Annotated in this window: 23 protein-coding genes; 16 read left to right on the top strand and 7 right to left on the bottom strand. The window is 68.5% G+C overall.

Features of this window, described 5'->3' with window-relative positions:
• Positions 1 to 4: 4 nt before the first annotated feature.
• From mptB to K0O62_RS13630, 6 genes are all read left to right on the top strand, one after another.
• On the top strand, positions 5 to 1,669 hold the full coding sequence (gene mptB, locus K0O62_RS13655; RefSeq protein ID WP_073854744.1) for a polyprenol phosphomannose-dependent alpha 1,6 mannosyltransferase MptB: 1,665 nt from the start codon (positions 5 to 7) through the stop codon (positions 1,667 to 1,669).
• The gene (locus K0O62_RS13650; protein ID WP_073854742.1) at positions 1,666 to 2,622 is read left to right on the top strand and encodes an ABC transporter ATP-binding protein; all 957 of its coding nucleotides are present in this window, start codon (positions 1,666 to 1,668) and stop codon (positions 2,620 to 2,622) included. The genes mptB and K0O62_RS13650 overlap by 4 nt, the downstream gene beginning before the upstream one ends.
• A 2-nt stretch (positions 2,623 to 2,624) precedes the next feature.
• Positions 2,625 to 3,398, top strand: a complete 774-nt coding sequence (locus tag K0O62_RS13645) for an ABC transporter permease (protein ID WP_073855292.1) — start codon at positions 2,625 to 2,627, stop codon at positions 3,396 to 3,398.
• A 13-nt stretch (positions 3,399 to 3,411) separates the two neighbouring features.
• Positions 3,412 to 4,092 carry a DUF429 domain-containing protein gene (locus K0O62_RS13640; protein ID WP_073854740.1) on the top strand — a complete coding sequence of 227 codons (681 nt, stop codon included), beginning with the start codon at positions 3,412 to 3,414 and terminating at the stop codon, positions 4,090 to 4,092.
• A 49-nt stretch (positions 4,093 to 4,141) separates the two neighbouring features.
• Entirely contained in the window at positions 4,142 to 5,107 is a 966-nt protein-coding gene (locus K0O62_RS13635) for a COX15/CtaA family protein (protein ID WP_073854738.1), read from the top strand.
• Positions 5,108 to 5,171: 64 nt separating this feature from the next.
• On the top strand, positions 5,172 to 5,975 hold the full coding sequence (locus tag K0O62_RS13630) for a DeoR/GlpR family DNA-binding transcription regulator (protein ID WP_073854736.1): 804 nt from the start codon (positions 5,172 to 5,174) through the stop codon (positions 5,973 to 5,975).
• Here the strand turns inward: K0O62_RS13630 and K0O62_RS13625 are convergent.
• Positions 5,958 to 6,695 carry an inositol monophosphatase family protein gene (locus K0O62_RS13625; protein WP_073854734.1) on the bottom strand — a complete coding sequence of 246 codons (738 nt, stop codon included), beginning with the start codon at positions 6,693 to 6,695 and terminating at the stop codon, positions 5,958 to 5,960. The genes K0O62_RS13630 and K0O62_RS13625 overlap by 18 nt on opposite strands.
• 29 nt (positions 6,696 to 6,724) lie before the next feature.
• The gene (locus K0O62_RS13620; RefSeq protein WP_073854732.1) at positions 6,725 to 7,540 is read right to left on the bottom strand and encodes a BtpA/SgcQ family protein; all 816 of its coding nucleotides are present in this window, start codon (positions 7,538 to 7,540) and stop codon (positions 6,725 to 6,727) included.
• Between the two features lie 193 nt (positions 7,541 to 7,733).
• Between K0O62_RS13620 and K0O62_RS13615 the strand changes: the two genes are divergently transcribed.
• From K0O62_RS13615 to K0O62_RS13590, 6 genes are read left to right on the top strand one after another with little or no spacing between them, the layout of a single operon-like run.
• Entirely contained in the window at positions 7,734 to 9,221 is a 1,488-nt protein-coding gene (locus tag K0O62_RS13615) for an FGGY-family carbohydrate kinase (RefSeq protein WP_073854730.1), read from the top strand.
• Positions 9,218 to 10,003: an SDR family NAD(P)-dependent oxidoreductase gene (locus tag K0O62_RS13610; protein WP_073854728.1), complete on the top strand. Its 786-nt coding sequence runs from the start codon at positions 9,218 to 9,220 to the stop codon at positions 10,001 to 10,003. The genes K0O62_RS13615 and K0O62_RS13610 overlap by 4 nt, the downstream gene beginning before the upstream one ends.
• A gap of 58 nt (positions 10,004 to 10,061) precedes the next feature.
• On the top strand, positions 10,062 to 11,390 hold the full coding sequence (locus K0O62_RS13605) for an ABC transporter substrate-binding protein (RefSeq protein WP_073854726.1): 1,329 nt from the start codon (positions 10,062 to 10,064) through the stop codon (positions 11,388 to 11,390).
• Positions 11,391 to 11,445: 55 nt separating this feature from the next.
• Positions 11,446 to 12,309, top strand: coding sequence for a carbohydrate ABC transporter permease (locus K0O62_RS13600; protein WP_073854724.1), 864 nt, complete (start codon positions 11,446 to 11,448; stop codon positions 12,307 to 12,309).
• Positions 12,309 to 13,145 carry a carbohydrate ABC transporter permease gene (locus K0O62_RS13595; protein WP_073854722.1) on the top strand — a complete coding sequence of 279 codons (837 nt, stop codon included), beginning with the start codon at positions 12,309 to 12,311 and terminating at the stop codon, positions 13,143 to 13,145. Before K0O62_RS13600 ends, K0O62_RS13595 begins: the two co-directional genes overlap by 1 nt.
• 18 nt (positions 13,146 to 13,163) lie before the next feature.
• Positions 13,164 to 14,213, top strand: coding sequence for an ABC transporter ATP-binding protein (locus K0O62_RS13590; RefSeq protein ID WP_073854720.1), 1,050 nt, complete (start codon positions 13,164 to 13,166; stop codon positions 14,211 to 14,213).
• A gap of 7 nt (positions 14,214 to 14,220) precedes the next feature.
• Here the strand turns inward: K0O62_RS13590 and K0O62_RS13585 are convergent, their stop codons facing one another.
• Entirely contained in the window at positions 14,221 to 15,159 is a 939-nt protein-coding gene (locus tag K0O62_RS13585; RefSeq protein ID WP_073854718.1) for an ATP-grasp domain-containing protein, read from the bottom strand.
• A gap of 17 nt (positions 15,160 to 15,176) precedes the next feature.
• On the opposite strand from K0O62_RS13585, the gene K0O62_RS13580 reads away from it, so the two are divergent.
• Positions 15,177 to 16,148: a quinone oxidoreductase family protein gene (locus tag K0O62_RS13580; protein ID WP_073855291.1), complete on the top strand. Its 972-nt coding sequence runs from the start codon at positions 15,177 to 15,179 to the stop codon at positions 16,146 to 16,148.
• Positions 16,149 to 16,152: 4 nt separating this feature from the next.
• Here the strand turns inward: K0O62_RS13580 and K0O62_RS13575 are convergent, their stop codons facing one another.
• The 4 genes from K0O62_RS13575 to K0O62_RS13560 form a co-directional block, all read right to left on the bottom strand.
• Positions 16,153 to 17,043, bottom strand: a complete 891-nt coding sequence (locus K0O62_RS13575; protein ID WP_079244533.1) for a DUF4349 domain-containing protein — start codon at positions 17,041 to 17,043, stop codon at positions 16,153 to 16,155.
• Between the two features lie 38 nt (positions 17,044 to 17,081).
• A complete protein-coding gene (locus tag K0O62_RS13570) occupies positions 17,082 to 18,383 on the bottom strand; it encodes a dicarboxylate/amino acid:cation symporter (protein WP_073854716.1) in 1,302 nt (433 codons plus the stop codon).
• Between the two features lie 63 nt (positions 18,384 to 18,446).
• Complete coding sequence (locus K0O62_RS13565) at positions 18,447 to 19,379, bottom strand: DUF1254 domain-containing protein (protein WP_073855289.1); 933 nt, start codon at positions 19,377 to 19,379, stop codon at positions 18,447 to 18,449.
• A 33-nt stretch (positions 19,380 to 19,412) separates the two neighbouring features.
• Positions 19,413 to 20,339 (bottom strand): heme o synthase, encoded by a 927-nt coding sequence (locus K0O62_RS13560; RefSeq protein WP_073854714.1) that lies wholly within the window; start codon positions 20,337 to 20,339, stop codon positions 19,413 to 19,415.
• Between the two features lie 219 nt (positions 20,340 to 20,558).
• Between K0O62_RS13560 and tkt the strand changes: the two genes are divergently transcribed.
• From tkt to zwf, 3 genes are read left to right on the top strand one after another with little or no spacing between them, the layout of a single operon-like run.
• Entirely contained in the window at positions 20,559 to 22,649 is a 2,091-nt protein-coding gene (gene tkt / locus K0O62_RS13555) for a transketolase (RefSeq protein ID WP_073854712.1), read from the top strand.
• Between the two features lie 17 nt (positions 22,650 to 22,666).
• Positions 22,667 to 23,782 (top strand): transaldolase, encoded by a 1,116-nt coding sequence (gene tal / locus K0O62_RS13550; protein WP_073854710.1) that lies wholly within the window; start codon positions 22,667 to 22,669, stop codon positions 23,780 to 23,782.
• Positions 23,783 to 23,835: 53 nt separating this feature from the next.
• A complete protein-coding gene (gene zwf / locus K0O62_RS13545; protein WP_073854708.1) occupies positions 23,836 to 25,377 on the top strand; it encodes a glucose-6-phosphate dehydrogenase in 1,542 nt (513 codons plus the stop codon).
• Positions 25,378 to 25,407 lie beyond the last annotated feature (30 nt).

Here is a 25,407-nt window from a genome sequence, read left to right as displayed (position 1 = left end):
TCGCATGACCGCCCTCGGGTCCTTCAGCTCGGCGGTCGCCCGTTGGCACGCCGACGAACGGTCGGTCGGCTCCCCGCTGAACGGCGCCGAGATCATCTCGATGCGCCGCACCAGGGTTTTCGGTGCGACCGGAACCGTACTCATGGCCATCGGCGCCCTGGGCGCCGGTGCGCGCCCGGTCGTCCAGGACCCCACCTTCGGGGTCCGGCTGCTCAACCTGCCGTCACGCATCCAGACGGTGTCGCTGACGATGACCACCACCGGCGCGGTCATGATGACGCTGGCCTGGCTGATGCTGGGCCGATTCGCGCTCGGTCCGCACCGGATGTCGCGCAGCCAGCTCGACCGCACCCTGATGCTGTGGCTCCTACCGCTGCTGCTCGCCCCGCCGATGTACAGCAAGGACGTCTACTCCTACCTGGCGCAGAGCCAGATAGCCCGGCTGGGGCTGGACCCGTATCAGGTCGGGCCGGCCCCCGGACTCGGTCTCGACCACGTGTTCACCCTCTCGGTTCCCAGCCTGTGGCGGGAGACCCCGGCCCCGTACGGCCCGCTGTTCCTGTGGATCGGCGAGGGCATCTCGGTGCTCACCGGGGACAACATCGTCGCCGCCGTGCTCTGCCACCGGCTCGTGGTGCTGGTCGGCGTCGGCCTGATCGTCTGGGCCACCCCGCGGCTGGCCCAGCGTTGCGGGGTGCACGAGGTCAGCGCGCTGTGGCTGGGCCCGTGCAACCCGTTGCTGTTCATGCACCTGGTGGCCGGCATCCACAACGAGGCGTTGATGCTGGGCCTGATGCTGGCCGGCACCGAGTTCGCGCTGCGCGGCATCGACGGGGTGCGCGACGGCAGCTGGCGGCTGCCGGCCCGTGCCACCGCGATGCTCGTCATCGGTACCGTGCTGATCACGATGTCCTCCCAGGTCAAGCTGCCCTCGCTGCTGGCCATGGGATTCGTCGGGATGGCGCTGGCATGGCGCTGGGGCGGCACGATCAAAGCCTTCCTGGCGGCCAGCCTGTCCCTCGGCACGCTGTCGCTGGCGGTGATGGCGGTGATCGGCTGGGCCAGTGGGCTGGGGTTCGGCTGGTTGTTCACCCTGGGGACCGCCAACGTGGTGCGCTCCTGGATGTCGCCGCCGACGCTGATCGCGCTGGGCACCGGTCAGGTGGGCATCCTGCTGGGCCTCGGCGACCACACCACCTCGGTGCTGGGGCTGACCCGCGGCATCGGTGTGATCATCATCGCAATCCTGGTCAGCTGGCTGCTGCTGGCGGTGTTCCGGGGCCGTCTGCATCCCGTCGGCGGTCTGGGCGTGGCGCTGGGTGCCACCGTGTTGCTGTTCCCGGTGGTGCAGCCCTGGTATCTGCTGTGGGCGATCATCCCGCTGGCCGCCTGGGCCACCCGCCCCGGCTTCCGTGGCTCGGCGATCGCGATGACGCTGGTGGTGGGCATATTCGGGCCCACGGCCAACGGCGACCGGTTCGCGCTGTTCCAGATCGTCGACGCCACCCTGGCCAGCGCGGTGATCGTGCTGTTGCTGATCGCCATCACCTATCGCCGGTTGCCGTGGCGCCCGCTGCCCGACAATGGGCCCGATCCCGGCCCGGACGGCCCCAGACCCGGACCGCAGCCACCGGCGGCCAAACCCGACGCCTACGCTGAATCCCCGTGACCACCGGTTCTGGAGCTTCCTCGCGGGAAGCCGTCGTACGCCTGCGCGGCGTGACCAAGAGATACGGCGCCGCGACGGCGCCCGCCGCGGTGGACAACCTCGATCTCGACGTGTACCGCGCCGAGGTCTTCGCCCTGCTCGGACCCAACGGCGCGGGCAAGACCACCACCGTCGAGATGTGCGAGGGCTTCCTGCGTCCCGATTCGGGCAGCATCGAGATCCTCGGCCTGGACCCGGCGTCCGACAACGCCCGACTGCGCGAGCGGATCGGGGTGATGCTGCAGGGCGGCGGCGGATACCCGGCGGCCCGCGCCGGCGAGATGCTCAACCTGGTGGCCGCCTACGCCGCCAACCCGCTGGACCCGCAGTGGCTGTTGGACACCCTCGGGCTGGCCGATGCGGCCCGGACCACCTACCGCCGGCTGTCCGGCGGCCAGCAGCAGCGGCTCGCGCTGGCCTGCGCCGTCGTCGGCCGCCCGGAGTTGGTGTTCCTCGACGAGCCGACCGCCGGCATGGACGCGCACGCCCGGATCGTGGTGTGGGAACTGATCGACGCCCTGCGCCGCGACGGGGTGACCGTGGTGCTGACCACCCACCAGCTGACCGAGGCCGAGGAGCTGGCGGACCGGCTGATGATCATCGATCACGGGACAACGGTGGCCGCGGGCACCCCGGCCGAGCTGATGCGAAGCGGCGCGGAGAACCAGTTGCGCTTCACCGCGCCACCGAAACTCGACCTGTCCCTGCTGATCTCCGCGCTGCCGGAGAACTATCGGGCCAGCGAGGCCGCCGCAGGTGAATATCTGGTCGAAGGACAGATCGACCCGCAGGTGCTGGCCACCGTGACCGCCTGGTGCGCCCGGGTGAACGTGCTCGCCACCGACATGCGCGTCGAGCAACGCAGCCTCGAGGACGTCTTCCTCGACCTCACCGGCCGGGAGCTCAGATCGTGACCGTGACCAATCGCTTCGCCGCGGGCACCTTCTCCCCCGACCCGCGTCCCGCCGGGGTCCGCCAGATGCTGACCGCGCAGTACGGTCTGGAACTGCGACTGCTGCTGCGCAACGGCGAACAACTCTTGCTGACCATGTTCATCCCGATCACGCTGCTGGTCGGGCTGACGCTGCTGCCCCTCGGCGACTTCGGCGAGAACCGGGCCGCGACCTTCGTCCCGGCGATCGTGGCGCTGGCGGTCATCTCGACCGCCTTCACCGGTCAGGCCATCGCGGTGGCCTTCGACCGGCGGTACGGGGCGCTGAAACGGTTGGGCGCCACCGCACTTCCGGTGTGGGGCATCGTCGCCGGCAAGGCGCTGGCCGTGGTGACCGTGGTGTTCCTGCAGTCGGTCTTGTTGGGCGCCATCGGTATCGCCCTGGGCTGGCGGCCCGCGGTGCTCGGCCTGGCACTCGGCGCGGCGGTGATCGCGGTCGGTACCGCCACATTCGCCGCCCTGGGCCTGCTGCTCGGCGGCACGCTGCGCTCGGAGATCGTGCTCGCGCTGGCCAACCTGCTGTGGTTCGTGTTCGCCGCACTGGGCGCGCTGACGCTGGAAGGCGGTCCGGTGCCCGCCGCCCTGCGCTGGGTGGCGCGACTGACCCCCTCGGGCGCGTTGACCGAATCGCTGACCCAGGCCATGACGCTGTCGGTGGACTGGTTCGGAATCGCGGTGCTGGCAGTTTGGGGTGTGCTGTCCGCGTTGGCGGCGCTGCGCTGGTTCCGGTTCACCTGAGCATCGCGGCGCGATGAGCACCGTGCTCGGCGTCGACGGCTGCAAGGGCGGCTGGGTCGGCGTCGAACTACGCGACGGGCGGTTCGCCGCCGCGCATACACATGTGACTCTGCGCGGCCTGCTCGACGCGGTGCCCGACGCCGTCGTCGCCGGGGTGGACATCCCACTGGGCCTGCTGGACACCGCGGTGCGCGCGAGCGACCGGGAGGCCAAACGCCGTCTCGGGGCCCGGTCGTCGAGCCTGTTCGTGATGCCACCGCGTCCGGTCTTCGCTGCGGACGACCATGCGTCGGCCACCGCGATCGCGCGGACCCTCACCGGGGTCGGCATCAGCATTCAGACCTGGGGGTTACGCGCGAAGTTCCTGGAGGCCGAACAGGTGCACACGCAGTCCCCGCGACTGATGCGCGAGGTGCATCCCGAACTGTCGTTCCGCGAGATGGGCCTGCAGACCTCCGACGGCAGGAAGAAGAGTTGGCGCGGGCAGCGCGCCCGACTGCGCGTCCTGGCCGGGCACGGGATCGATCTGCCCGAGGATCTGGGCCACGCGGTGGCCGCCGTCCCCGCCGACGATGTGCTGGACGCGGCCGCGGCGGCCTGGAGCGCGCATCGCATCGCCACCGGCGCGGCGTTCAGCCTCCCGGACCCGCCGCAGGTCAACGAACGCGGTCAGCACCTGGCCATCTGGTGCTGACACCGGCCCTACTACGGGACGTAGTTCGCACTCCTCTACGATCGGGATCGTGGCTGTCGGACGACTCTTCCTGCGACTTGTCGACACGTTGCCCATGCCCAGCCTGCGCACCCAGCGCATCATCGCCGCCTGTGTGATCCTCACCCAGGGTGGCATAGCCGTCACCGGCGCCATCGTGCGTGTCACCGCCTCCGGACTCGGCTGCCCCACCTGGCCGCAGTGCTTCCCGGGCAGCTTCACCCCGGTGCCGCACCCCGAGGTCGCCGGCATCCATCAGGCCGTCGAGTTCGGCAACCGGATGCTGACCTTCCTGGTCGTGCTGACCGCGGCGGCGGCCGTCATCGCGGTCACCCGCGCCCGACGCCGTCCCGAGGTGCTGCGCTACGCCTGGCTGATGCCGGCCTCGACGGTCGCCCAGGCGATCATCGGCGGAATCACGGTGCTGACCGGCCTGCTCTGGTGGACCGTCGCGATCCACCTGCTGGTGTCGATGGCGATGGTGTGGCTGGCGGTGCTGCTCTACGTCAAGATCGGCGAGCCCGACGACGGCGTGCCGGAGGCGGTGGTGCCCACACCGTTGCGCCAGTTGACCGCCCTGAGCGCCGTCGCGCTGTCGGCGGTGCTGGTCACCGGCACCATGGTCACCGGCGCCGGCCCGCACGCCGGCGACAAGAGCCTGGACCGGCCGGTCCCCCGCCTCGAGGTGGAGATCACCACCCTGGTGCACATGCACTCGTCGCTGCTGATCGGCTACCTGTCGCTGCTGGTGGCGCTCGGCTTCGCGCTGCTGGCCGTGGCCGCGCCGCGCCCGGTGCTGACCCGCCTCGGCGTGGTGGTGGTGTTGGTCGCCGCCCAGGGCACGCTCGGTGCGGTGCAGTTCTTCACCGGCGTCCCGGAGGCCTTGGTCGCGCTGCACGTGGCGGGCGCCGGTGCGTGCACCGCGGCCACCGCGGCGCTGTGGGCGTCCATGCGCGAGCGCGTCGTACGCGAACCCGCCCACGAATCTGTGCACTGATCACAATCCCGCGACATGTGGTGTGACTGGTGTGAGCCACTCACATATTGACTAGGCTTGCCGCATGGCACCCGGCATGAACGCCAACACCCGGCGGACGGCGATCGCCGCGCGGATCCACACCGACCGCGAGGTGGACTTCGCCAACCTGGCCGAGGAGTTCAATGTCTCCGAGATGACCATCCGCCGCGACATCGAGCGGTTGGAGGAACAGGGCATCGCCCGTCGCGTACTCGGTGGCGCCATCGCATTCGGGGGCAAGTCCACCGAACCGTCCTTCGCCGCCCGCGCCGCCGATGCCGCGGACGAGAAGCTGCACATCGCCCGGGCGGTGGCCGACCTGCTGACCCCGCGCGAGACCGTGATCCTGGACAGCGGCAGCACCGTATTGGCGGTCGCGCGGGCCCTCAAGGGCCGCAATCTGGGACTGACGGTCATCACGCCGAGCGTGCTGGTGGCCATCGAACTCGCCGACGAACCCGACACCACCATCCTGTTGACCGGCGGGAAGATCCGCCCCGGCGAGCTCAGCCTGATCGGCGCCGAGGCGGAGGACTTCTATCTGCGGTACAACTGCGACACCTATGTGATGGGCATTGCCGGCGTCGACGGGAAACGCGGCGCCTCGGAGTACCACCGCGAGGAAGGCAATGTGAAGCAGGCCGCCATGCGGGCCGCCGACCGGGTGATCGTGGCCGCAGACGCCACCAAGCTGGGGCGCGTGCAACTGATCAATGTCGCTCCGGTGTCGGCCATCTCGATTCTGGTCACCGACGGGCCGTCGACACACCCGGCGGTCGAGTCGATGCGCGAGGCCGGGGTGTCGGTGGTGTGTGTGAACGCCGACCGGTCAGCGCCGACGCGCTGACATCTCGCGACCGTGCTCCCCCGGCCGGACCACCGTCGCGCCCGCCTCCTCGGCGATGAGCGCTCCGGCCGCCCAGTCGTGCACCGCGAGATCGTCCTCGGTGAACGCATCCAGGCTGCCCTGGGCGACCAGACACAGATCCACGGCCGCCGCGCCGAAGCGGCGCATATCGGTGTAATCGGCCAGCAGGGCGGGCAGTTCGCCGAGTTGCCTGCGCCGGTGTGCCGCGTCATAGGAAAGGCCGGTGCCCACCAGCCGCGCCGAGGATTCGATCATCATCAGCGGCAGCCGCTGCGGGCCTGAGCCCGAGTCGACGTGCGCACCATGGTCTTTCGCGGCGCTCCAGGTGTTGCCGAGCACCGGTGCGCACACCGCGCCGGCCAGCCAGCTGCCGTCGGTCCTCGACCGCGCCGCGACCGAGGTGGCGAAGTGCGGGAGCCGGCGGGTGTAGTTGGTCGTGCCGTCCAACGGGTCGACCACCCACTGCACCGCGCCGGTGCCGGTGTGCTCGGCCAACTCCTCGCCGAGCACACCGTCCTGCGGCCTGGCCGACAGCAGCACGGTGCGCACCGCCTGCTCGGCGGCCCGATCCACCGCAGTCACCACGTCGCCGTCCGCGCTCTTGGTGCTGACGTGCACCTGCTCACCCCAGTGCCGCAGGCACACCGCCGCGCCGGCCAGGGCCGCCTCGACCGCCAGACGGCGTAGCGTCTCGTTCACAGTGCCTTCCGACTCACAGCGCTTCCGACTCAGAGTGTCTTGCGGAATTCCTTGACGGCGTCCATCAATTCGGCGGCCCGCGAGGCCACCGCACGATTCTCGAACACGCCGTCTTCCTTGAAGTAGGTGCCCACGATGGCACCGTCGGCCACCGACAGCTGCTCGGCCGCATTGTGCGCCCGCACACCCGTGTTGACGAACACGGGCACCGAGCCGGCGTTGTCCTTGACAACCCGCAGCGCCTGCGCGTCCGTGGGCGCGCCGGCGGTCAGCCCGGACACACAGATGCCGTCGGGCTTGGTGGCGAACACCGTGGTGGAGGCGATGGAGGCGAGATCGCGGGCGGCCAGGTAAACGGCCGACTCCGGGACGATGTTGAACAGCAACTTGACCCCGCTGCCGCCGATGCGATGGCGGTGCCTGGCGACCTCACCGACGTTGGTGTCCCACAGGCCGAAGTCGCTGGCGTACACGCCGGTGAAGATCTCGCGAACCCACTTCGCGCCGGTGGCGACGGCGAGGTCGATCGACGCCCGACCGTCCCACAGCACGTTCACGCCGTAGGGAACCGAGAAGTCGGGGAGCAACTCACCGATGATCCGGGCCATGGTGATCGCGGTGATGGGCTCGGTCTTGGTGAGGTAGGGCAGGCTGAACTCGTTGGAGATCATCACCCCGTCCACGCCACCCTCCTGCAGGGCGGCCAGTTCGCCGCGGGCCCGATCGACGACCGCGCGGATACCCGCGGCGGAGTCGAACCCCGGATCGCCCGGCAGCGCCGACAGGTGCAGCATCGCGATCACGGGCTTCTGCACGGCGAAAACTTCGTCAAGCCAGTTGGTCATGGGGTACCTCTCCGCTTTCGTTCTTCGATGTACTCGATCGACGACTGTTACTAAATCACAGTCACCATACAGCTTTCCGTGAGTTAGCGTGACTATCCCACATAAGATGTGAGAATCTAACACCATCGGTTAGTGTGGTTGAACTACGGCGAGGTACGCACCCGTTCCACGCCGAGATCGCAGAAAGGACGGCATGGCGGAGTTCACGATCGGCATCGACATCGGCACCACGGGCACCAAGACCGTGCTCGTCGACATCGCCCGCGCACGCATCGTCGCCCAGGCCACCGGGGAGGCTCAGCTGTTCTCCGAGGGACCGGGCCAGGCCGAGGCCGATCCCGCCCAGTGGCTGGACAACGTGTACTCCGGAATCCGCGCTGTGCTGGCCGAGTCCGGCGTCGCACCCGACCAGATCGCCGCGCTCTCGACCACCGGCATGGTCCCGGCCGTCGTCCCGGTGGACACCACCGGCGCCCCGGTGCGCCGCGCCATGCTGCAGAACGATGCGCGTGCCACCGCGGAGATCACCGAACTCAAGAACGCTCTCGACGCCGACGCCGTGCTGGCCGCCACCGGTTCCGCGGTCACTCAGCAGTCGGTCGGCCCGACCGCCCTGTGGCTACAACGCCATGAACCCGAAACCTGGAGCGCCACATCCCATCTGGTCGGCTCCTACGACTGGGTGCTGATGGCGCTGGGCGCACCCGCGCATGTCGAGCTGAACTGGGCGCTGGAGTCCGGGCTGGGCACCGTGGACGGGCAGCGCTTCGAGCCGATGTACGCCGCCGCCGGGTTGGCACCCGAGTTGGTGCCCCCGGTACTGGCACCGGGCACCCAGGCCGGCGAGCTCAGTGCCGCGGCCGCGGCGATCACCGGCCTGCCCGCCGGACTGCCGCTGATCGTGGGCGGCGCCGATCACGTGCTGTCGGCGTATGCGGCCGGGATCAACGCCGAGGGCGACTGGCTGGTGAAACTCGGCGGAGCCGGGGACATCCTGGCCGCCGCCGACAGCCCGGTGATCGACGCCCGCCTGTACCTGGACGCGCATCCGGTGCCGGGCCGCTGGCTGCCCAACGGCTGCATGGCCACCAGCGGCAGCCTGATCCGCTGGTTCCAGACCCTGTCCGGCGGCCACGACCTGGTGGCCCTCGACGACGAGTCCGAGACCCGCCGCCCGGCCGAAATCCTCTGCCTGCCCTATTTTCTCGGCGAGAAGAGCCCCCTGCACGACCCCGACCTGCGGGGCGCGTTCGTCGGGCTGGATCTGGTGCACACCCGGGCCGACATGTACCGGTCGGTACTGGAGGCCATCGCCTACGGTTTCAAGCATCACACCGAGGTGTTCGCCTCGATGGGCGTGCCGCTGCGCCGGGCGCTGGTCACCAACGGCGGCAGCCGTTCGGTGCTGTGGAAACAGATCCTCGCCGACGTGCTCGGCACCCCGCTCTCCCCGATCGTGGGACACCCCGGCGCCTCGCTGGGCGCCGCGGTGATCGCCGCCGTCGGCACCGGCCTGCTCGACGGCTGGGACAGCACCGAGCGTTTCCAGACCGTCGGTGAACCCGTCCTGCCCGACCCCAGAAACGTCGAGCGTTACGCCGAGTCCTACGCCCAGTGGCGTGAACTCGGCGATGTGCTCACCCCCATCTCCCATCGCATCGCCCGAAAGGCCCGGTCATGACCTCCCCGAACACCCCCTCCACCGAGACGGTCGTCGTCACCGGCGCGGGATCAGGCATCGGCCGTGCCATCGCCACCACGCTGGCCGAACGGGGCTGGCGGGTGGTGGTTTCCGACATCGACGCCGACGCCGCCGAGCAGACCCGCGCCGGACTCACCGGCGTCGGCCACGAATCCGCGCGGCTCGACGTCACCGACGCCGAAGGCGCGACCCGGCTCGCCGATGAGGTCGCCGATCGCACCGGGCTGCACGCCTGGGTCAGCAACGCCGGAATCTCGGCGATGGCGAGCTTCGTCGACGTCACCGTCGAGCAGCTCGACCGAAGCCTGGACATCAACCTCAAGGGTGTGTTCCTGTGTGGTCAGGCCGCCGCCCGCGCGATGATTCGCACCGGGGTCCGCGGCACCATCGTCAACACCGCGTCCATGGCCGCCAAACAGGGCCGGGTGCCGTTCCTGACCGACTATGTGGCGTCCAAGTTCGGTGTTCTGGGCCTCACCCAGGCGATGGCCTTCGAGCTTGCCGCACACGGTATTACGGTCAACAGCGTGTGCCCCGGGTTCGTCGCGACGCCGATGCAGACCCGGGAACTGGAATGGGAGGCGAAGCTCAGCGGCTCCACCCCCGAGGGGGTGCAGCAGTCCTGGATCGACGCCACCCCGCTGGGCCGCCTGCAGACCCCCGACGATGTCGCGCGCGCCGTGGCATTCCTGGTGTCCGAAGATGCCCGCTTCATCACCGGAGAGGCGCTGTCGGTCAACGGCGGCGCCTACATGGACTGACCTCCCGTCGGTTCGTGAACGATTCACCCCACCCCACCCCCAGGGAAAGTGAGCACGTATGAAAATTCCGATGTTGAGCCGGCCCGCGGGTCGGTCGAAAGCAACCCGTTGGTTGCCTGCGATCGTCGCCGCCGCCGGCCTGACCCTGTCCGGCTGCGCCGGCTCCGGTGGCTCCGGTGAGCAGACGTCCTCCGGTATCGGCGACGTCCCCACCGACACCAACGCCACCGTGCGGGTGTTGATGGAGAACGTGCCCGATACCGACATCGTCAAAGGCCTTGTCGGACAGTTCAACCAGAAGTACCCCGACATCGACGTCAAGATCGAGACCATGACCTTCGATCAGATGCGCGATCGTCTGGTGTCCTCGTTCCAGGCGTCCACGGCGGCGTATGACCTGATCGTGGTGGACAACCCGTGGATGGACGACTTCGCCGAGGCCGGCTTCCTGGAGCCGCTGAACGACCGGATCGCCTCGACCACCGGGTATGAGCCCGAGGACTTCTTCGCGTCGCTGACCGACATCACCGAGGTCGGCGGCACCACCTACGGGGTGCCGTTCTACAACTACGCCCTGGGCTACATCTACAACACCGCCGACCTCACCGCGGCCGGCCTGGCCGCGCCCAGCGATCTGGACGCGCTGGTGTCGACCTCGCAGCGGCTCAAGACCGCGGACCGGGCCGGCATCGCGATGCAGCCCCAGCGCGGCTACAAGATCTTCGAGGAATGGGCCAACTGGTTGTTCGCCGCCGGTGGTTCCATCTACGACGAGGACGGCAAGCCCACCCTGGACACGCCGGAGGCCGCCCGCGCCCTGGAGGCGTACATCGAGACCTACAAGACCGCCGCGCCGGCCAACAGCCTGTCGTGGGGCTTCGACGAGGCCTTCCGTTCGGTCTCCAGCGGTAAGTCGGCGTCGATGATCGGCTACAACTGGAACCTGCCTGCCCTCAACGATCCCGAGGGTGCGTCCGGCGAGCGCGCCGGCCAGTTCGCCCTGGCGCCGATTCCCGGTGGCAAGTCGGCTCTGGGTTCGTGGAGCTGGGCCATCCCGGCCAACTCCGGTGCCGCCGACGCCGCGTGGGCCTTCGCCTCCTGGGTGACCTCGCCCGAGGTCGACGCACTGCGGGTCGCCGACGGTGGTGCGGTGATCCGGCAGAGCTCGCTGACCGATCCGAAGGTGCTCGCCGACGGCTACGGCGCCGACTACTACAAGACCGTCGGTGAGATCCTGGCCGACGCCGCACCGCTGACCGAGGGCCAGGGTGGCGAGGAGATGATCCAGGCGGTCGGCACCGAACTCAACGACGCCGCCGCCGGCAACAAGAGCGTTGCCGACGCGCTGCGCGACGCGCAGGCCGCTGTGGAGCGGATCCAGCAGTGACAGTAGGGAATCCGGCGGCCACAGCCACATCACCGGGACCGCGGGGGCGCCAACGATGAAGTTCAAGTACGGCATGCTCGCGCCGTTGCTCGCCCTTTTCGCGGTCGCCGTCGGATTCCCGCTCTGCTACGCGGCGTATCTCTCGCTGACCGATTACAAACTGACCGATCGCAAACAGCCCGACTTCGTCGGCGCGGGGAACTTCGTCAACGCGCTGTCGAACCCGGGGTTCTGGGAGGCGTTCGCCACCACCGCCACCTACGTGGTGATCGCGGTGACCCTGGAACTGGTCCTCGGATTCGCCCTGGCGCTGGCGCTGCACCAGCAGCGCTGGGCCAAGGATCTGTCCCGGGCGATCGTGCTCGCGCCGATGTTCATCACGCCGATCGCGGTGGGGTTGATCTTCCGGTTCCTGCTCAACGACCAGATCGGCGCGGTGCCCGCCCTGCTGCACGCGGTGGGTGCCGACTATGACTTCTTCGGCGCCGGCCGGGCGCTGCTGACACTCGCGTTCATCGACGTGTGGCAGTGGACTCCGTTCATGGTGCTGCTGATCCTCGCCGGTCTGGAGTCGCTGCCCAAGTCGCCGATGGAGGCGGCCCGGGTCGACGGCGCCGGCCCGGTCTACCGGCTGCGCCGGGTGCTCATCCCGATGCTCGCCCCGGTGCTCACCGTGGCGGTGGTGCTGCGCGGGCTGGACGCCCTGCGGGTGTTCGAGTACGTCTACGCCACCACCCGCGGTGGGCCGGGCACCGAAACCCAGACCCTGCAGTACTACATGTACCTCGAAGGCATCCAGTTCTTCCGGCTCGCGCAGGCCAGCGCCATGGCCTTCGTGGTGCTCGCGGTGGTCCTGGTCGTGATCGTCATCGCGTTCCGCGCCATGGAGCGCAGCCGGAATGCGGAAAGGACCGCCTGATGAGCCTGCCCGCCTTCGTCACCCGCCCGGGCCGCGGGCTCGAGACGCTGCGCCTCGCCGTGCTCACCGCCGCCTTCGTCTTCGTGCTCTTCCCCATCGTCTGGGTGGCCCTGGCCAGCTTCAAGACGCCGGAACAGATGTCGGAACCGTTCCTGCTGTTCTTCTCCCCCAGCATGGAGAACTGGCGCAACGTGCTGGACTCCGGGGTGTTCGCCGCCGCGGGCCGCAGCGCACTGGTCGGCATCGTCACGGTGATCATCAGCCTGGTGGTCGGCAGCATGGGCGCCTACGTGATCGCCAAGTACCGCGCCGGCGGGTCGCTGACCCGGTTCGGCATGCTGGCCGCCCAGGTGGTGCCGCCGGCGGTGATGGTGTTCCCGTTCCTCACCATGGCCCACGCACTGCGCATGACCGACACCATCGTGCCGGTGATCTTCGCGCACCTGTCCTTCGTGCTGCCGCTGGTCACCTGGTTCCTGATCGGCTTCTTCGAAGCGGTGCCCGCCTCCCTGGAGGAACAGGCCCGGGTGGACGGGCTCACCCGCTGGCAGGCGTTCCGGATGGTGGTGCTGCCCCAGGTGTATCCGGGCATCGGTGCGGCCGGCATCTTCGGCTTCACGCTGTCCTGGAACGACCTGTTCTACGGATTGATCCTGGCCCCGGGGAATGCCGCGATCCTGCCCGTGGCCATCGCCAACTTCAACACCTTCCGCGGTGTGCAGATCGGCACCATGAGCGCGGCGATCATGATCGCGATCATCCCGGTGGTGATCGCCAGCTTCTTCATCCAGCGACGCCTGGTCCAAGGGATCAGCGGCGGCGCGGTCAAGTACTAGACAAGCGAGGACTCAGTTATGGCATCGGTGAAATTCTCCAAGGTCGAAAAGTCCTACGGGACGACGACCGTGGTCTCCGAACTCGACCTGGAATTGACCGACGGCAGCATGACGGTGCTGGTCGGCCCGTCCGGGTGCGGTAAGACCACGTCACTGCGCATGCTGGCCGGACTGGAGGAGGTCACCTCCGGCAGCATCCACATCGGTGACCGCGACGTCACCGCACTGGAGCCCAAGGACCGCGACATCGCCATGGTGTTCCAGAACTACGCGCTCTACCCCCACCTCACGGTGCGCGAGAACATCGCCTTCCCGTTGCGGGCCAAGAAACTCAGCCGGGCCGACGCGCACAAGCGCGCCGACGAGATCGGCGAGTCACTCGGCCTGGGCAAGCTGATGGACCGCAAACCCAAGGATCTGTCCGGTGGCCAGCAGCAGCGCGTCGCGATCGGCCGCGCCATCATCCGCGAGCCCGCGGTCTTCCTGTTCGACGAACCGCTGAGCAATCTGGACGCCAAACTGCGGGTGGAGACGCGCACCGAACTGCTGCGCCTGCAGCGCAAACTCGGCATCACCTCGCTCTACGTGACCCACGATCAGGAAGAGGCGATGACCCTGTCGGACCGGATCGTGGTGATGCGCGACGGCCGCATCGCCCAGGCCGGTCCGCCGGAGGAGGTCTACCGGCGCCCGGCCGACACATTCGTCGCCACCTTCGTCGGCAGCCCGAAGATGAACCTGATCGACGGGGCGGTGGTCGCGGGTGAGTTGCGGACCGAGTCCGGGCTGCGGATGACGGTGGGTGGGCCGGACGCGTCGTCGGTGACCGTCGGGGTGCGCGCCGACGACCTGATCCTGACCCCGGCCTCCGGCGCCGCCGCCACCGTCGAGCTGGTCGAACTGCTCGGACCGCGGGCCATCATCACCGTCCGCGCCGCCGATCAGCAACTGACCAGCGTCGTCGAAGCGGCGGCGCTGAACGCCATCACCCCGGGCGCCACGGTCGGGTTGTCCGCCCGCGACGCCCACCGTTTCGACGTGCACACCGGCGTCCGTATCGAGGCCTGAGCCGGCCCTAAGGATTGCGGTGCGAGAGCGGCCCGAGCCCGAGCCGCTCCAGTGCCGCCTCGACGCCGCGCGCGTAATCCCGTTCGGCCCGGCGCTTCTCGGCCGCGGTCAGCTGCCGGAACCCCAGGGACGGCTCGATGAGTTCCAGCTCCAGAAGCCGCGGGTCCTCGGCACCGCCGATGACATCGACCCGGGCGTAGAGCAGATCCCCGGCGGGGATCTCGAAGCGGCTCGTCGCGGCGGCCACCGCGGCACGGCCGACCTCCCAGATTTCGTCGTCGGGGTCGGCGGCGCCCAGTTTCTCCGCGGCGAAGGTGCCGGTCTCCTCGAACTCGGGTTTCGCCCCGGCCGGCGGCAGAATGGGGCCCTTGGTGAACGCGTGCGACGGCTCGCCGTTGAGGAACACCAGCGCGGTCTCGCCGGACGCGATGCGCGGGTCGTACGGCTGCACCAGCACGGCGCGGCCGCCGCCGTGCAGCGCCGCGGCGTGCGCCCTCGCCGCCCCGGCATCGACGAACCGTTGCGCACCGACGGACCCGGCGCCGACGGCGGGTTTGACCACCACTTCACCCGCCGGAATCCGGACCGGGGCGCCGACCGGGAAGTACCGGGTCGGCACGATCGGCAGGCCGTCCTCGGCGAGGTCGAGCAGATAGTGCTTGTCGGCACTCCAGGCCACCAGGTCGGGTGGATTCAGCAGGTTGCGCACCGTCCGCGTCCAGGCCAGGAACTCGTCGAGGCGTTCGCTGTAGTCCCAGGTCGCCCGCAGCACCACCAGATCCGCCCGCAGCGTGGCCGGATCGTCCCAGGACTTCCACTGCACCTGCAGCCCGCGGGCGCGCATGGCCGCGACCAGCCCGTCATCGTCGCTGTCCCCCTCCGGAAGGGCCGCGCAACTGGCGAACACGATGCGCGGATGGAACAGATCGGGACGGGCCAGCTTCACACATGGATGATAGGGACATGCATGCCATCGAAGTCGCCCGCACCGGCGGACCCGAAGTCCTCACCTACGTGGAGAAGGATGTGCCCGCCCCCGGCCCCGGCCAGGTGCTGATCAAGGCCGACGCGATCGGCGTCAACTTCATCGACACCTACTTCCGCTCGGGTCTGTACCCGCGGGAGGTTCCGTTCGTGGTGGGCACCGAGGTGTGCGGCACGATCGCCGCCGTCGGTGACGAGGTCGCCGCGCTGGCCGTCGGCGATCGGGTGGTCACCGCCAATGCGGTCGGCGCCTACGCCGATTTCTGCGTCGCGCCTGCGGACTTCGTGGCCTATGTGCCCGAGGGAGTGGCCCCCGACGCGGTCGCCTCGGCACTGCTCAAGGGCATGACGGCGCACTACCTGCTGAAGTCGACGTACCCGGTGCAACCCACCGACACCATCCTGGTGCATGCCGGCGCCGGCGGGGTCGGGCTGATCCTCACCCAGTGGGCCACCAGCCTGGGTACCAAGGTGATCACCACCGCCTCGACACCCGAGAAGGCCGAGCTGTCCCGGCAGGCCGGTGCGGTCGAGGTGCTGGAATACCCGCAGGACGCCGAGGAATTCGGGGCGACGGTCAAGCGGTTGAGCAACGGCGGGGTCGCCGCGGTGTACGACGGCGTGGGCGCCTCCACCTTCGACGCCAGCCTGGCCAGCCTCAAGGTCCGCGGCACGCTGGCCCTGTTCGGCGCCGCGAGCGGCCCGGTGCCTCCGGTGGACCCGCAGCGCCTCAACGCCGCCGGGTCGGTGTTCCTCACCCGGCCCAACCTCGGCCACTACACCAGCACCGCCGATGAATTCTCCTGGCGGGCAGGCGAACTGATAAACGCGATTGCCGACGGGTCGATCACCATCACGGTCAGTGAGCGTTACCCGCTCGCCGAGGCCCAACGTGCGCACACCGACCTGGAGGGCCGCCGGACGGTCGGCTCGGTGGTGCTGGTGCCGTAGCGGCCTACCCTCGACGACGCGCGCGCACCAATCGGTACAGCCCGAACAGCAGGGCCAGCGCGAGCACCGCCGCACCCATCCAGGGCAGCAACAGGCCGAACAGCAGCACCAGGTTGGATCCGGCGTCCACCAAGGCATCCCAGCCGCGTTCCAGCTGCCCGAGAAAGCCCTGGTACCGCTCGGGGGCCGGGCCACCGACGACCGGCGCGATCAGTTCGACGGTGACGGTGCTGTAGGAGATCTGCTCCCCCAGCGCGGCGCGCTGCGCGCGCAGGCTGTCCAGGTCGGCCTGACGCTGCGACAGCGCGCTCTCGGCTTCGATCAGCGCGCTCGGATCCTGGGCGTCACGCATGATCGCGAGCAGGCGGTCCACCGAGGTCTGCAGGGCCTTGATGCGCGCGTCCAGGTCGACCCGCGTACTGGTGACGTCCTCGACCCGCATGTCCAGCGCATCGACGGTGCCGAGTTCCTTCAGCCCGTCGATGACGCCGTCGAGCTTGTCGGCCGGCACCCGCAGGGTCAGGGTGATGCGCGCCCGGTCGAGCACCGAACCGCCGTATTCGGTGCGGCTGTCGACCCGTCCACCCGCGTCGGTGGCCAGGTCCGCGGCGCGGTCGGCCGCCGAGGTCGGGTTCTCGGCGGTCACGGTGACGCTTGCCGTCTTGATCACGTCGCGCTGCACGGCGGGCGGTGCTTTAGGGGCGTCCGGCGGGACCGGTCCCGTCATCGGCATCTCCGGCGGCATCGGACCCGATCCCGCGCCGCCGCCGGTCTGGTACCGCTCAGCCGTGTCGGGAGCCCCGGGGGTGGAGCCTCCCGAGCATGCGGCCGAGCAGACGACGGCCAACATCACGACGAGGCCCGCCAGGGCCCGGAGCACCCACCCCAAGGTCATAACGCATGGTAGCGATGCTTCTCCCGAAACCGGCCGGGTCAGTCGGCCGAATCCGCGCGGGCCATCGCGACCTGGTATTCGTCGAGGTCGATCTCGTCGGCCGTCACCGTCTTGGTGCCGTTGTAGACATCGCGGTCGATCTCGTCGTCGGCGTCGGCCACCAGCATCGCCACGAAGGTGTCGCCGTTGACGTTGAGGAAGGTACGGAAGATCCCGGCGAACCAGTCCACCGCGATGAGCAGCCCGACGGCCTCGAACGGCAGCCCGAGGGAGGTGGCGAGGAACATCGCGACCACCGGGAATCCGCCCGGGACGGTGATGGTGCCCATGTTGAGCAGGATCGCCAGCCCCATGCCGAGGACGATCTGGCCGAGACTCAGTTCGATGTCGCCGGCCTGCGCGAGGAACATCACCACGATCATGTAGTTGAGGACCGCGCCGTAGGAGCCCATCGTCAGCCCCACGGACAGCGTGAAATTGGCGACCTTCTGGCTGACGCCGACCTTCTCGACGGTGTTGCGCAGCACCGTCGGGAACGTCACCGCCGAACTCGTCGTCGTGACGGCGATGGCGGTCTGCTCGGTCAGCTTGCCCGGCAGCAGCAGCGGATTGAGCCGGGTCCTGGCCGTGACCACGGCGACGAACAACACGAACAGGATCAACACGCCGATCAGGTTGGCGCCCAGGTACTTCAGCGCGGTGGTCACCACCGCGAAGCCGACATCCCCGGCCAGCGCCGCCAGCAGACAGAACACCCCGACCGGCGCGATGTACATGACCAACCGGATCATGGTGAGCACGATCTGCTGGATCTGGTCGATGAAGTCGAGCACCCGGGGATCACCGGTGCGGGTGATGTGCAGCCGCAGCGCGATGCCGAAGAGCAGCGAGAAGATGATGATCGGCACCATCGTGGCGGTCGACATCGCGGCAAAGATGTTGGTGGACACGAAGTTCAGCAGGGTCTCCTGCCAGCCCAGCGCCTGCTGGGCCGATTCCTGCAGGCCGGCATCGACCGGCCCGCTGAACTCGATGCCCGCCCCGGGCTTGATCGCCGCGCTGAGCACCCAGGCCAGCAGCGCGGCGACGACCGAGAATCCGAGCATCCACCCGAAGGTGCGGGTGGCGATCCGGCCGGTGCCCGAACCGGTCATCGATCCGGTCGCCACGATCACCGAGGCCATCACCAACGGCACGATCGACATCTGGATCAACCGGATGAACATGTCCCCGACGAACTTCAGATTGGCCGCCCACTCGCCCACGGCCAGGCCGAACAGGATCCCGCCGATGGCCGCGAGGCCGATCTGCACGGCCGGGTGTGTCAGGGTCTTCCGCATTGGAAAACCGTAGGTAGGCCCCGCTACCGGCAGGTGCCCGAGCGGTTTCGGCCGTGTTTCGCCCTAGACCGGCCGGGCCGCCGGGAAGGTCCAGGAGCCGTCCAGGATCTCTGGACGCGGCCGGTACAGCCGTACCAGATAGTTCCAGCCCTCGGTGATGGGCAGCAGGTTCGCCGCGCCGGAGCCGCCGAACTGGATCACCGTGCTGCCGTCCGGGTCCTTGACTGCGGTGATGTTGTTCAGCGAGTAGGCGCCCTGCGGGTTCGGCTCGAAGTAGCCGTCCTTGTTGTAGACCGTGACGGACCAGAACCCGTCCACCGGGACGTCGCCGACCACCAGCCGGTGCACGGTGGTGCCGTCGTTGGCCTCGGGCACCACGGTCAGGTACAGCGCATCGCGTTCCGGGTTGCCACCCCAGGCGAACGCCGAACCGATCAGGTGCCGCACCGGGTCGACCTCGTCCCGCGCGCCGAAGGTGTTCTTGGTGTCCGCCAGCGTCGCCGACAGGGTGATCAGCGCGTCGCGCACCACCTTCTGGCCGGCCAGATCCCAGTCCGGCACCTCGAAGCTGCCGGGACCACCGGGCTGGGTCACCGTGATCGCGTCCTGCAGGGCGTGCACCGCCGTCAGATCGGCCGGGTCGTTCGGGTCGACCAGGACCCGGATGGCGGCCATCACGTAGCGGGTGCCGACGCTCTCGCGGGTCAGCATCAGCGTGGCCGGGGCGTAGGCGACCTCGACGGTGTAGTGATCCTCGTTGACGATCTGCGCCGACACGAAGCGGCCGGCGCCGTCGGGCAGGGCGATTGTCACCGGCCCGGCGTCCAGGTCGAACACCCCGGGCGAGTACAGCGTGTCCCGGTTCTGCCGGATCACCAGTTGATTGTCGATGGGGCTGAGTTCACGGAAGTGGTTCAGCGCTCCGAAACCGCCGTCGGCCACGATGCCGCCGAAGTACAGGTCGGATTCGGCGCGGGCGAAGTTGTCGGGACTCACGGGGATGGGCATCCCCGCACCCTAACGGGGTGGCTAGAACAGTTGCGGCAAGGCCAGCGCCGAGTCGACGGCCAGCGCGCAGAACACCACGGCGAGGTAGTTGTTGGACTGCAGGAACAGCCGCAGCGGCTTCACCGGCCGGCCCTTCTTCACGCCCGAGTACAGCTGATGGGCCATCACCAGGAACCAGGCGCCGGCCAGCACGGCGACCACCGCGTACAGCCAGCCGGTGGCCAGCACCAGCGCGAGCGTGGCCAGCACGGTCGCCCAGGTGTAGATCAGGATCTGCCGGGTGACCTGGCGTTCGGTGGCCACCACGGGCAGCATCGGTACGCCGGCGGCTTTGTAGTCTTCCTTGTAGCGCATGGCCAGCGCCCAGGTGTGCGGCGGCGTCCAGAAGAAGATGATCAGGAACATCACCAGCGCCGGCCACTGGATCGTGCCGGTCACCGCGGACCAGCCGATCATCACCGGCATACAGCCGGCCGCCCCGCCCCACACCACGTTCTGCGACGTGCGGCGTTTGAGCAGCAGGGTGTAGACGAAGACGTAGAACGCGATCGTCGCCACGGCCAGCAACCCGGACAGCAGATTGGTGGTCCACCACAGCCAGGCGAACGAGCCGACCGTCAGCACCAGGCCGAAGATCAGCGCATTCCGGGTGGGCACCGAGGCCCGGGCCAGCGGCCGCAGCGCGGTCCGCTTCATCACCTTGTCGATATCGGCGTCGGCCACGCAGTTCAGCGTGTTGGCGCCCGCGGCGGCCATCATGCCGCCGATCAGCGTGTTCAGAATGAGCAGTGGATCGACGGTGCCCCGATCGGCCAGCAACATCGCCGGAATCGTCGTCACCAGCAACAATTCGATGACGCGCGGCTTTGTCAGCGCCACGTACGCCAGGAACGTGGATCGGATCCGGTGGGGGGCGCCACTGACATGCCGGCGCTCGCTAATGCTCACGCAATTAACTCCTCGGGCAGCGGTCACGCGGGCTTCTACTACAGACGATGGTAGACCGCACCCGGACCGGACCCGACACCGCAGGGTGGGTTCGTGGAAAACGTGGAGTTGCGGGTACCCAAACCTGCAGGAACCGGTCTGCAGCGGATGAGATCGCGGCACTAGGGTGTTTGTCGTAGTGAAGTCCGCAGTGCAGAAAAAAGTTTAGGAGTGACGGTAGTGACCACCGCCGAAGAGATAACTGCCCTCACGCAACCGAACCATCCCGATGACTGGACCGATCTGGATACCGTCGCGGTGGACACCGTGCGCGTGCTGGCCGCCGATGCGGTCCAAAAGGTCGGTAACGGCCACCCCGGTACCGCGATGAGCCTGGCGCCGCTGGCCTACACGCTGTTCCAGCGCCAGCTGCGGCACGACCCGTCCGACACCCACTGGCTGGGCCGGGACCGCTTCATCTTGTCCTGTGGGCACTCCAGCCTGACCATCTACCTGCAGCTGTACATGGGCGGCTTCGGGCTCGAGCTCGAAGACATCGAGGCGCTGCGGACCTGGAAGTCCAAGACCCCCGGGCACCCCGAGTTCCGGCACACCAAGGGCGTCGAGATCACCACCGGCCCGTTGGGTCAGGGGCTGGCCTCGGCGGTCGGCATGGCCATGGCCGCCCGCTACGAGCGCGGCCTGTTCGACCCGGACGCCCCCGCCGGTGAGAGCCCGTTCGACCACTACATCTATGTGATCGCCTCCGACGGCGACATCGAAGAGGGCGTCACCGGTGAGGCCTCCTCGCTGGCCGGCACCCAGCAGCTGGGCAATCTCATCGTCTTCTATGACAAGAACCACATCTCCATCGAGCACGACACCGACATCGCGCTGAGCGAGAACGTCGCCGACCGCTACCGCGCCTACGGCTGGCATGTCCAGGAGATCGTCGGCGGCGAGAACGTCGTAGACATCGAAAAGGCCATCGCCGAGGCCAAGAAGGTGACCGACAAGCCGTCGTTCATCTCGATCCGGACCATCATCGGCTACCCGGCACCCACCAAGATGAACACCGGCGGGGTGCACGGCTCGGCGCTCGGCGCCGACGAGGTCGCGGCCACCAAGAAGATCCTCGGCTTCGACCCGGAGAAGAGCTTCGAGGTGCGCGACGACGTCATCGCGCACACCCGCAAGCTGGTGGACCGCGGTCGCGAGGCACATCAGAAGTGGCAGACCGAGTTCGACGCCTGGGCCGAGCGTGAGCCGGAGCGCAAGATGCTGCTCGACCGGCTGCTGGCCAACGAACTGCCCGAGGGCTGGGACGCCGACCTGACCTACTGGGAGCCGGGCTCCAAGTCGGTTGCCACTCGCGCGGCCTTCGGTCAGGTGCTCAACGACGTCGCCCCCAAGTTGCCCGAACTGTGGGGCGGCTCAGCGGATCTCGCCGGCAGCAACAACACGACCATCAAGGGCGTGAAGTCGTTCGGCCCGCCGAGCATCTCCACCGACGATTTCACCGCGGACTGGTACGGCCGGGTGCTGCACTTCGGTATCCGCGAGCACGCCATGGGATCGATCCTGTCCGGCATCGTGCTGCACGGCCCGACCCGCGCCTTCGGCGGTACCTTCCTGCAGTTCTCGGACTACATGCGACCCGCCGTGCGGTTGGCCTCACTGATGGACATCGACACCATCTACATCTGGACCCACGATTCCATCGGTCTCGGCGAGGACGGTCCCACCCATCAGCCGATCGAGCACCTGGCCGCGCTGCGCGCCATCCCGAACCTCTCGGTGGTGCGCCCCGGTGACCCGAACGAGACCGCCTACGCCTGGCGCAGCATCGTCGCCCGCGGGAACGGCAGCGGCCCGGTCGGTTTCATCCTGACCCGGCAGGGCATCCCGGTGCTGGAGGGCACCGACTCCGACGGTGTCGCCAAGGGCGGTTACGTCCTCGGCGGCGACGACGCGTCGGACGCCGACGTGATCATCATCGCCACCGGCTCGGAACTGCAGCTGGCCGTCGAGGCCAAGAAGCTGCTGGGCGAGAAGGACGTCGTCGCCGCGGTGGTCTCGATGCCGTGTGTGGAGTGGTTCGAATCCCAGCCCAAGGAGTACCGGGATTCGGTGCTGCCGCCCGATGTTTCGGCCCGGGTGGCGGTGGAGGCCGGTGTCGCGCAGTCCTGGCACAAGCTGGTCGGAGACACCGGCGAGATCATCTCGATCGAGCACTACGGCGAATCCGCCGACGACAAGACGCTGTTCCGTGAGTTCGGTTTCACCGCTGAAGCCGTCGTCGCTGCCGCCGAACGAACTCTCGACAACTAGAAGTAAGGCGAATAACCATGTCTCAGAACGCAAATCTCGCAGCACTGTCCGCCGCGGGCGTATCCGTCTGGCTCGACGATCTGTCCCGCGAGCGCCTGCAGACCGGCAACCTCGCCGATCTGATCGCGACCAAGAGCGTCGTGGGTGTCACCACCAACCCGTCGATCTTCCAGGCCGCACTGTCGGCGGGCACCGCCTACGACGATCAGGTCAACGAGTTGGCGGCCCAGGGCGCCGATGTGGACGCCACCATCCGCACCGTCACCACCGACGACGTCCGTAACGCCTGCGATGTGCTGGCCAAGGTCTACGAGGCGACCGACGGCGTGGACGGCCGGGTGTCCATCGAGGTCGACCCGCGCCTGGCGGGCGACACCGACAAGACCATCCTGCAGGCCATCGAGTTGTGGAAGATCGTCGATCGCCCCAACCTGCTGATCAAGATTCCCGCGACGCTGGCCGGACTGCCCGCCATCACCGCGGTCATCGCCGAGGGCATCTCGGTGAACGTGACGCTGATCTTCTCGGTGGAGCGCCACCGCGCCGTCATCGACGCGTACCTCGCCGGGCTGGAGAAGGCCAAGGAAGCCGGCCACGACCTGTCCAAGATCCATTCGGTCGCTTCGTTCTTCGTGTCCCGGGTGGACACCGAGATCGACGCTCGACTGGAGAAGATCGGGTCGCAGGAGGCGCTGGATCTGCGCGGCCAGGCCGGGGTGGCCAACGCCCGCCTCGCCTACGCGGCCTATGAGGAGCTGTTCGGCGGCGAGCGGTTCGCCGCCCTGCAGGCCGCCGGCGCCCGCGCCCAGCGTCCGCTGTGGGCCTCCACCGGGGTGAAGAACCCGGACTACTCGGACACCCTGTACGTCACCGAGCTGGTCGCCCCGAACACCGTGAACACCATGCCGGAGAAGACGCTGGACGCGGTCGCCGACCACGGTGTGGTCACCGGTGACACCGTCACCGGCACCGCGGCCGCCGCGCAGGGTGTGTTCGACGCGCTGGTCGCGGTCGGCATCGACAAGGACGACGTGTTCAAGGTCCTCGAGGAGGAGGGCGTCGAGAAGTTCGAGAAGTCGTGGGCCGAACTGCTCGAAGCCACCCAGGGTCAGCTGGACGCCGCGAACAGATAACGCCTCAGAGGTAGCCTCCCAAGCAGCGAGCGACGACGAGCAGAGGACCCGCGATGAGCACGACCGAAGCTGCTGCCTGGCGTAACCCGCTGCGGGACAAACGCGACAAGCGGATGGCCCGTATCCCGGGGCCGTGCGCGGTGGTGATCTTCGGTGTCACCGGCGATCTCGCCCGCAAGAAGTTGATGCCGGCGATCTACGATCTCGCCAATCGCGGCTTGCTGCCGCCCAGTTTCGCGTTGGTCGGGTTCGCCCGGCGGGACTGGGCGGACGAGGACTTCTCCCAGGTCGTCTACGACGCGGTCAAACAGCACGCCCGCACACCGTTCCGGCAGGAGGTGTGGGACCGGCTCGCCGAGGGCTTCCGGTTCGTCCAGGGCGCCTTCGACGATGACGAGGCGTTCAGTCGGCTCGCCGCAACGCTGCACACCCTGGACGCCGAACGCGGCACCAGCGGCAATCACGCCTTCTACCTGTCGATCCCGCCGAAGGCGTTCCCGCAGGTGCTCCAGCAGCTGTCGCGGACCGGGCTGGCCGCCAGGACGGACGGGAGCTGGAGCCGGGTCGTCATCGAGAAGCCGTTCGGGCATGACCTGGCCAGCGCCGAGGAGCTCAACGCTCTGGTCAACAGCGTCTTCCCCGAGTCGTCGGTGTTCCGCATCGACCACTATCTCGGCAAGGAGACCGTGCAGAACATCCTGGCGCTGCGGTTCGCCAACGAGATGTTCGAACCGATCTGGAACGCACACTATGTCGACCACGTGCAGATCACCATGGCCGAGGACATCGGACTCGGTGGCCGCGGCGGGTACTACGACGGGGTCGGCGCCGCCCGTGACGTCATCCAGAACCATCTGATCCAGCTGCTGGCCTTGACCGCGATGGAGGAGCCGGTCAGCTTCTCCCCCGCCGAACTGCAGGCAGAGAAGATCAAGGTGCTCGCCGCGAGCCGGCTGGCCGAGCCGCTGGACGAGACCACCTCGCGCGGCCAGTACGCGGCGGGCTGGCAGGGCGGCGAGAAGGTGGTGGGTCTGCTCGACGAGGAGGGGTTCTCGCAGACTTCGCTGACCGAGACGTTCGCGGCCATCACAGTCGATGTCGACACCCGGCGCTGGGCCGGTGTGCCGTTCTATCTGCGGACCGGAAAGCGGTTGGGCCGCAGGGTGACCGAGATTGCACTGGTGTTCAAGCGGGCACCGCACCTGCCGTTCGACGCCACCATGACCGAGGAGCTGGGCAAGAATGCCCTGGTGATCCGGGTGCAGCCGGATGAGGGCATCACCCTGCGGTTCGGGTCCAAGGTGCCGGGCAATGCCATGGAGGTGCGCGACGTCAGCATGGACTTCTCCTACGGCTCGGCGTTCGCGGAGGAATCGCCGGAGGCCTACGAGCGGCTGATCCTGGATGTGCTGCTCGGCGAGCCGTCCCTGTTCCCGGTCAATGACGAAGTCGAATTGTCCTGGAAGATCTTGGATCCCGCGCTGCAGTACTGGGCCAAGAACGGCAAACCCGATACCTACGAGTCGGGTACCTGGGGCCCGGAATCGGCGTTCGAGATGCTGCACCGGACCGGACGCGAATGGCGGAGGCCCTGATGTTCCTAGGAGGAGTCGAGCCATGATCCG

The organism is Mycolicibacterium diernhoferi (assembly GCF_019456655.1).
Taxonomy (GTDB): domain Bacteria; phylum Actinomycetota; class Actinomycetes; order Mycobacteriales; family Mycobacteriaceae; genus Mycobacterium; species Mycobacterium diernhoferi.
This window is presented reverse-complemented; position numbering and strand designations above follow the sequence as displayed.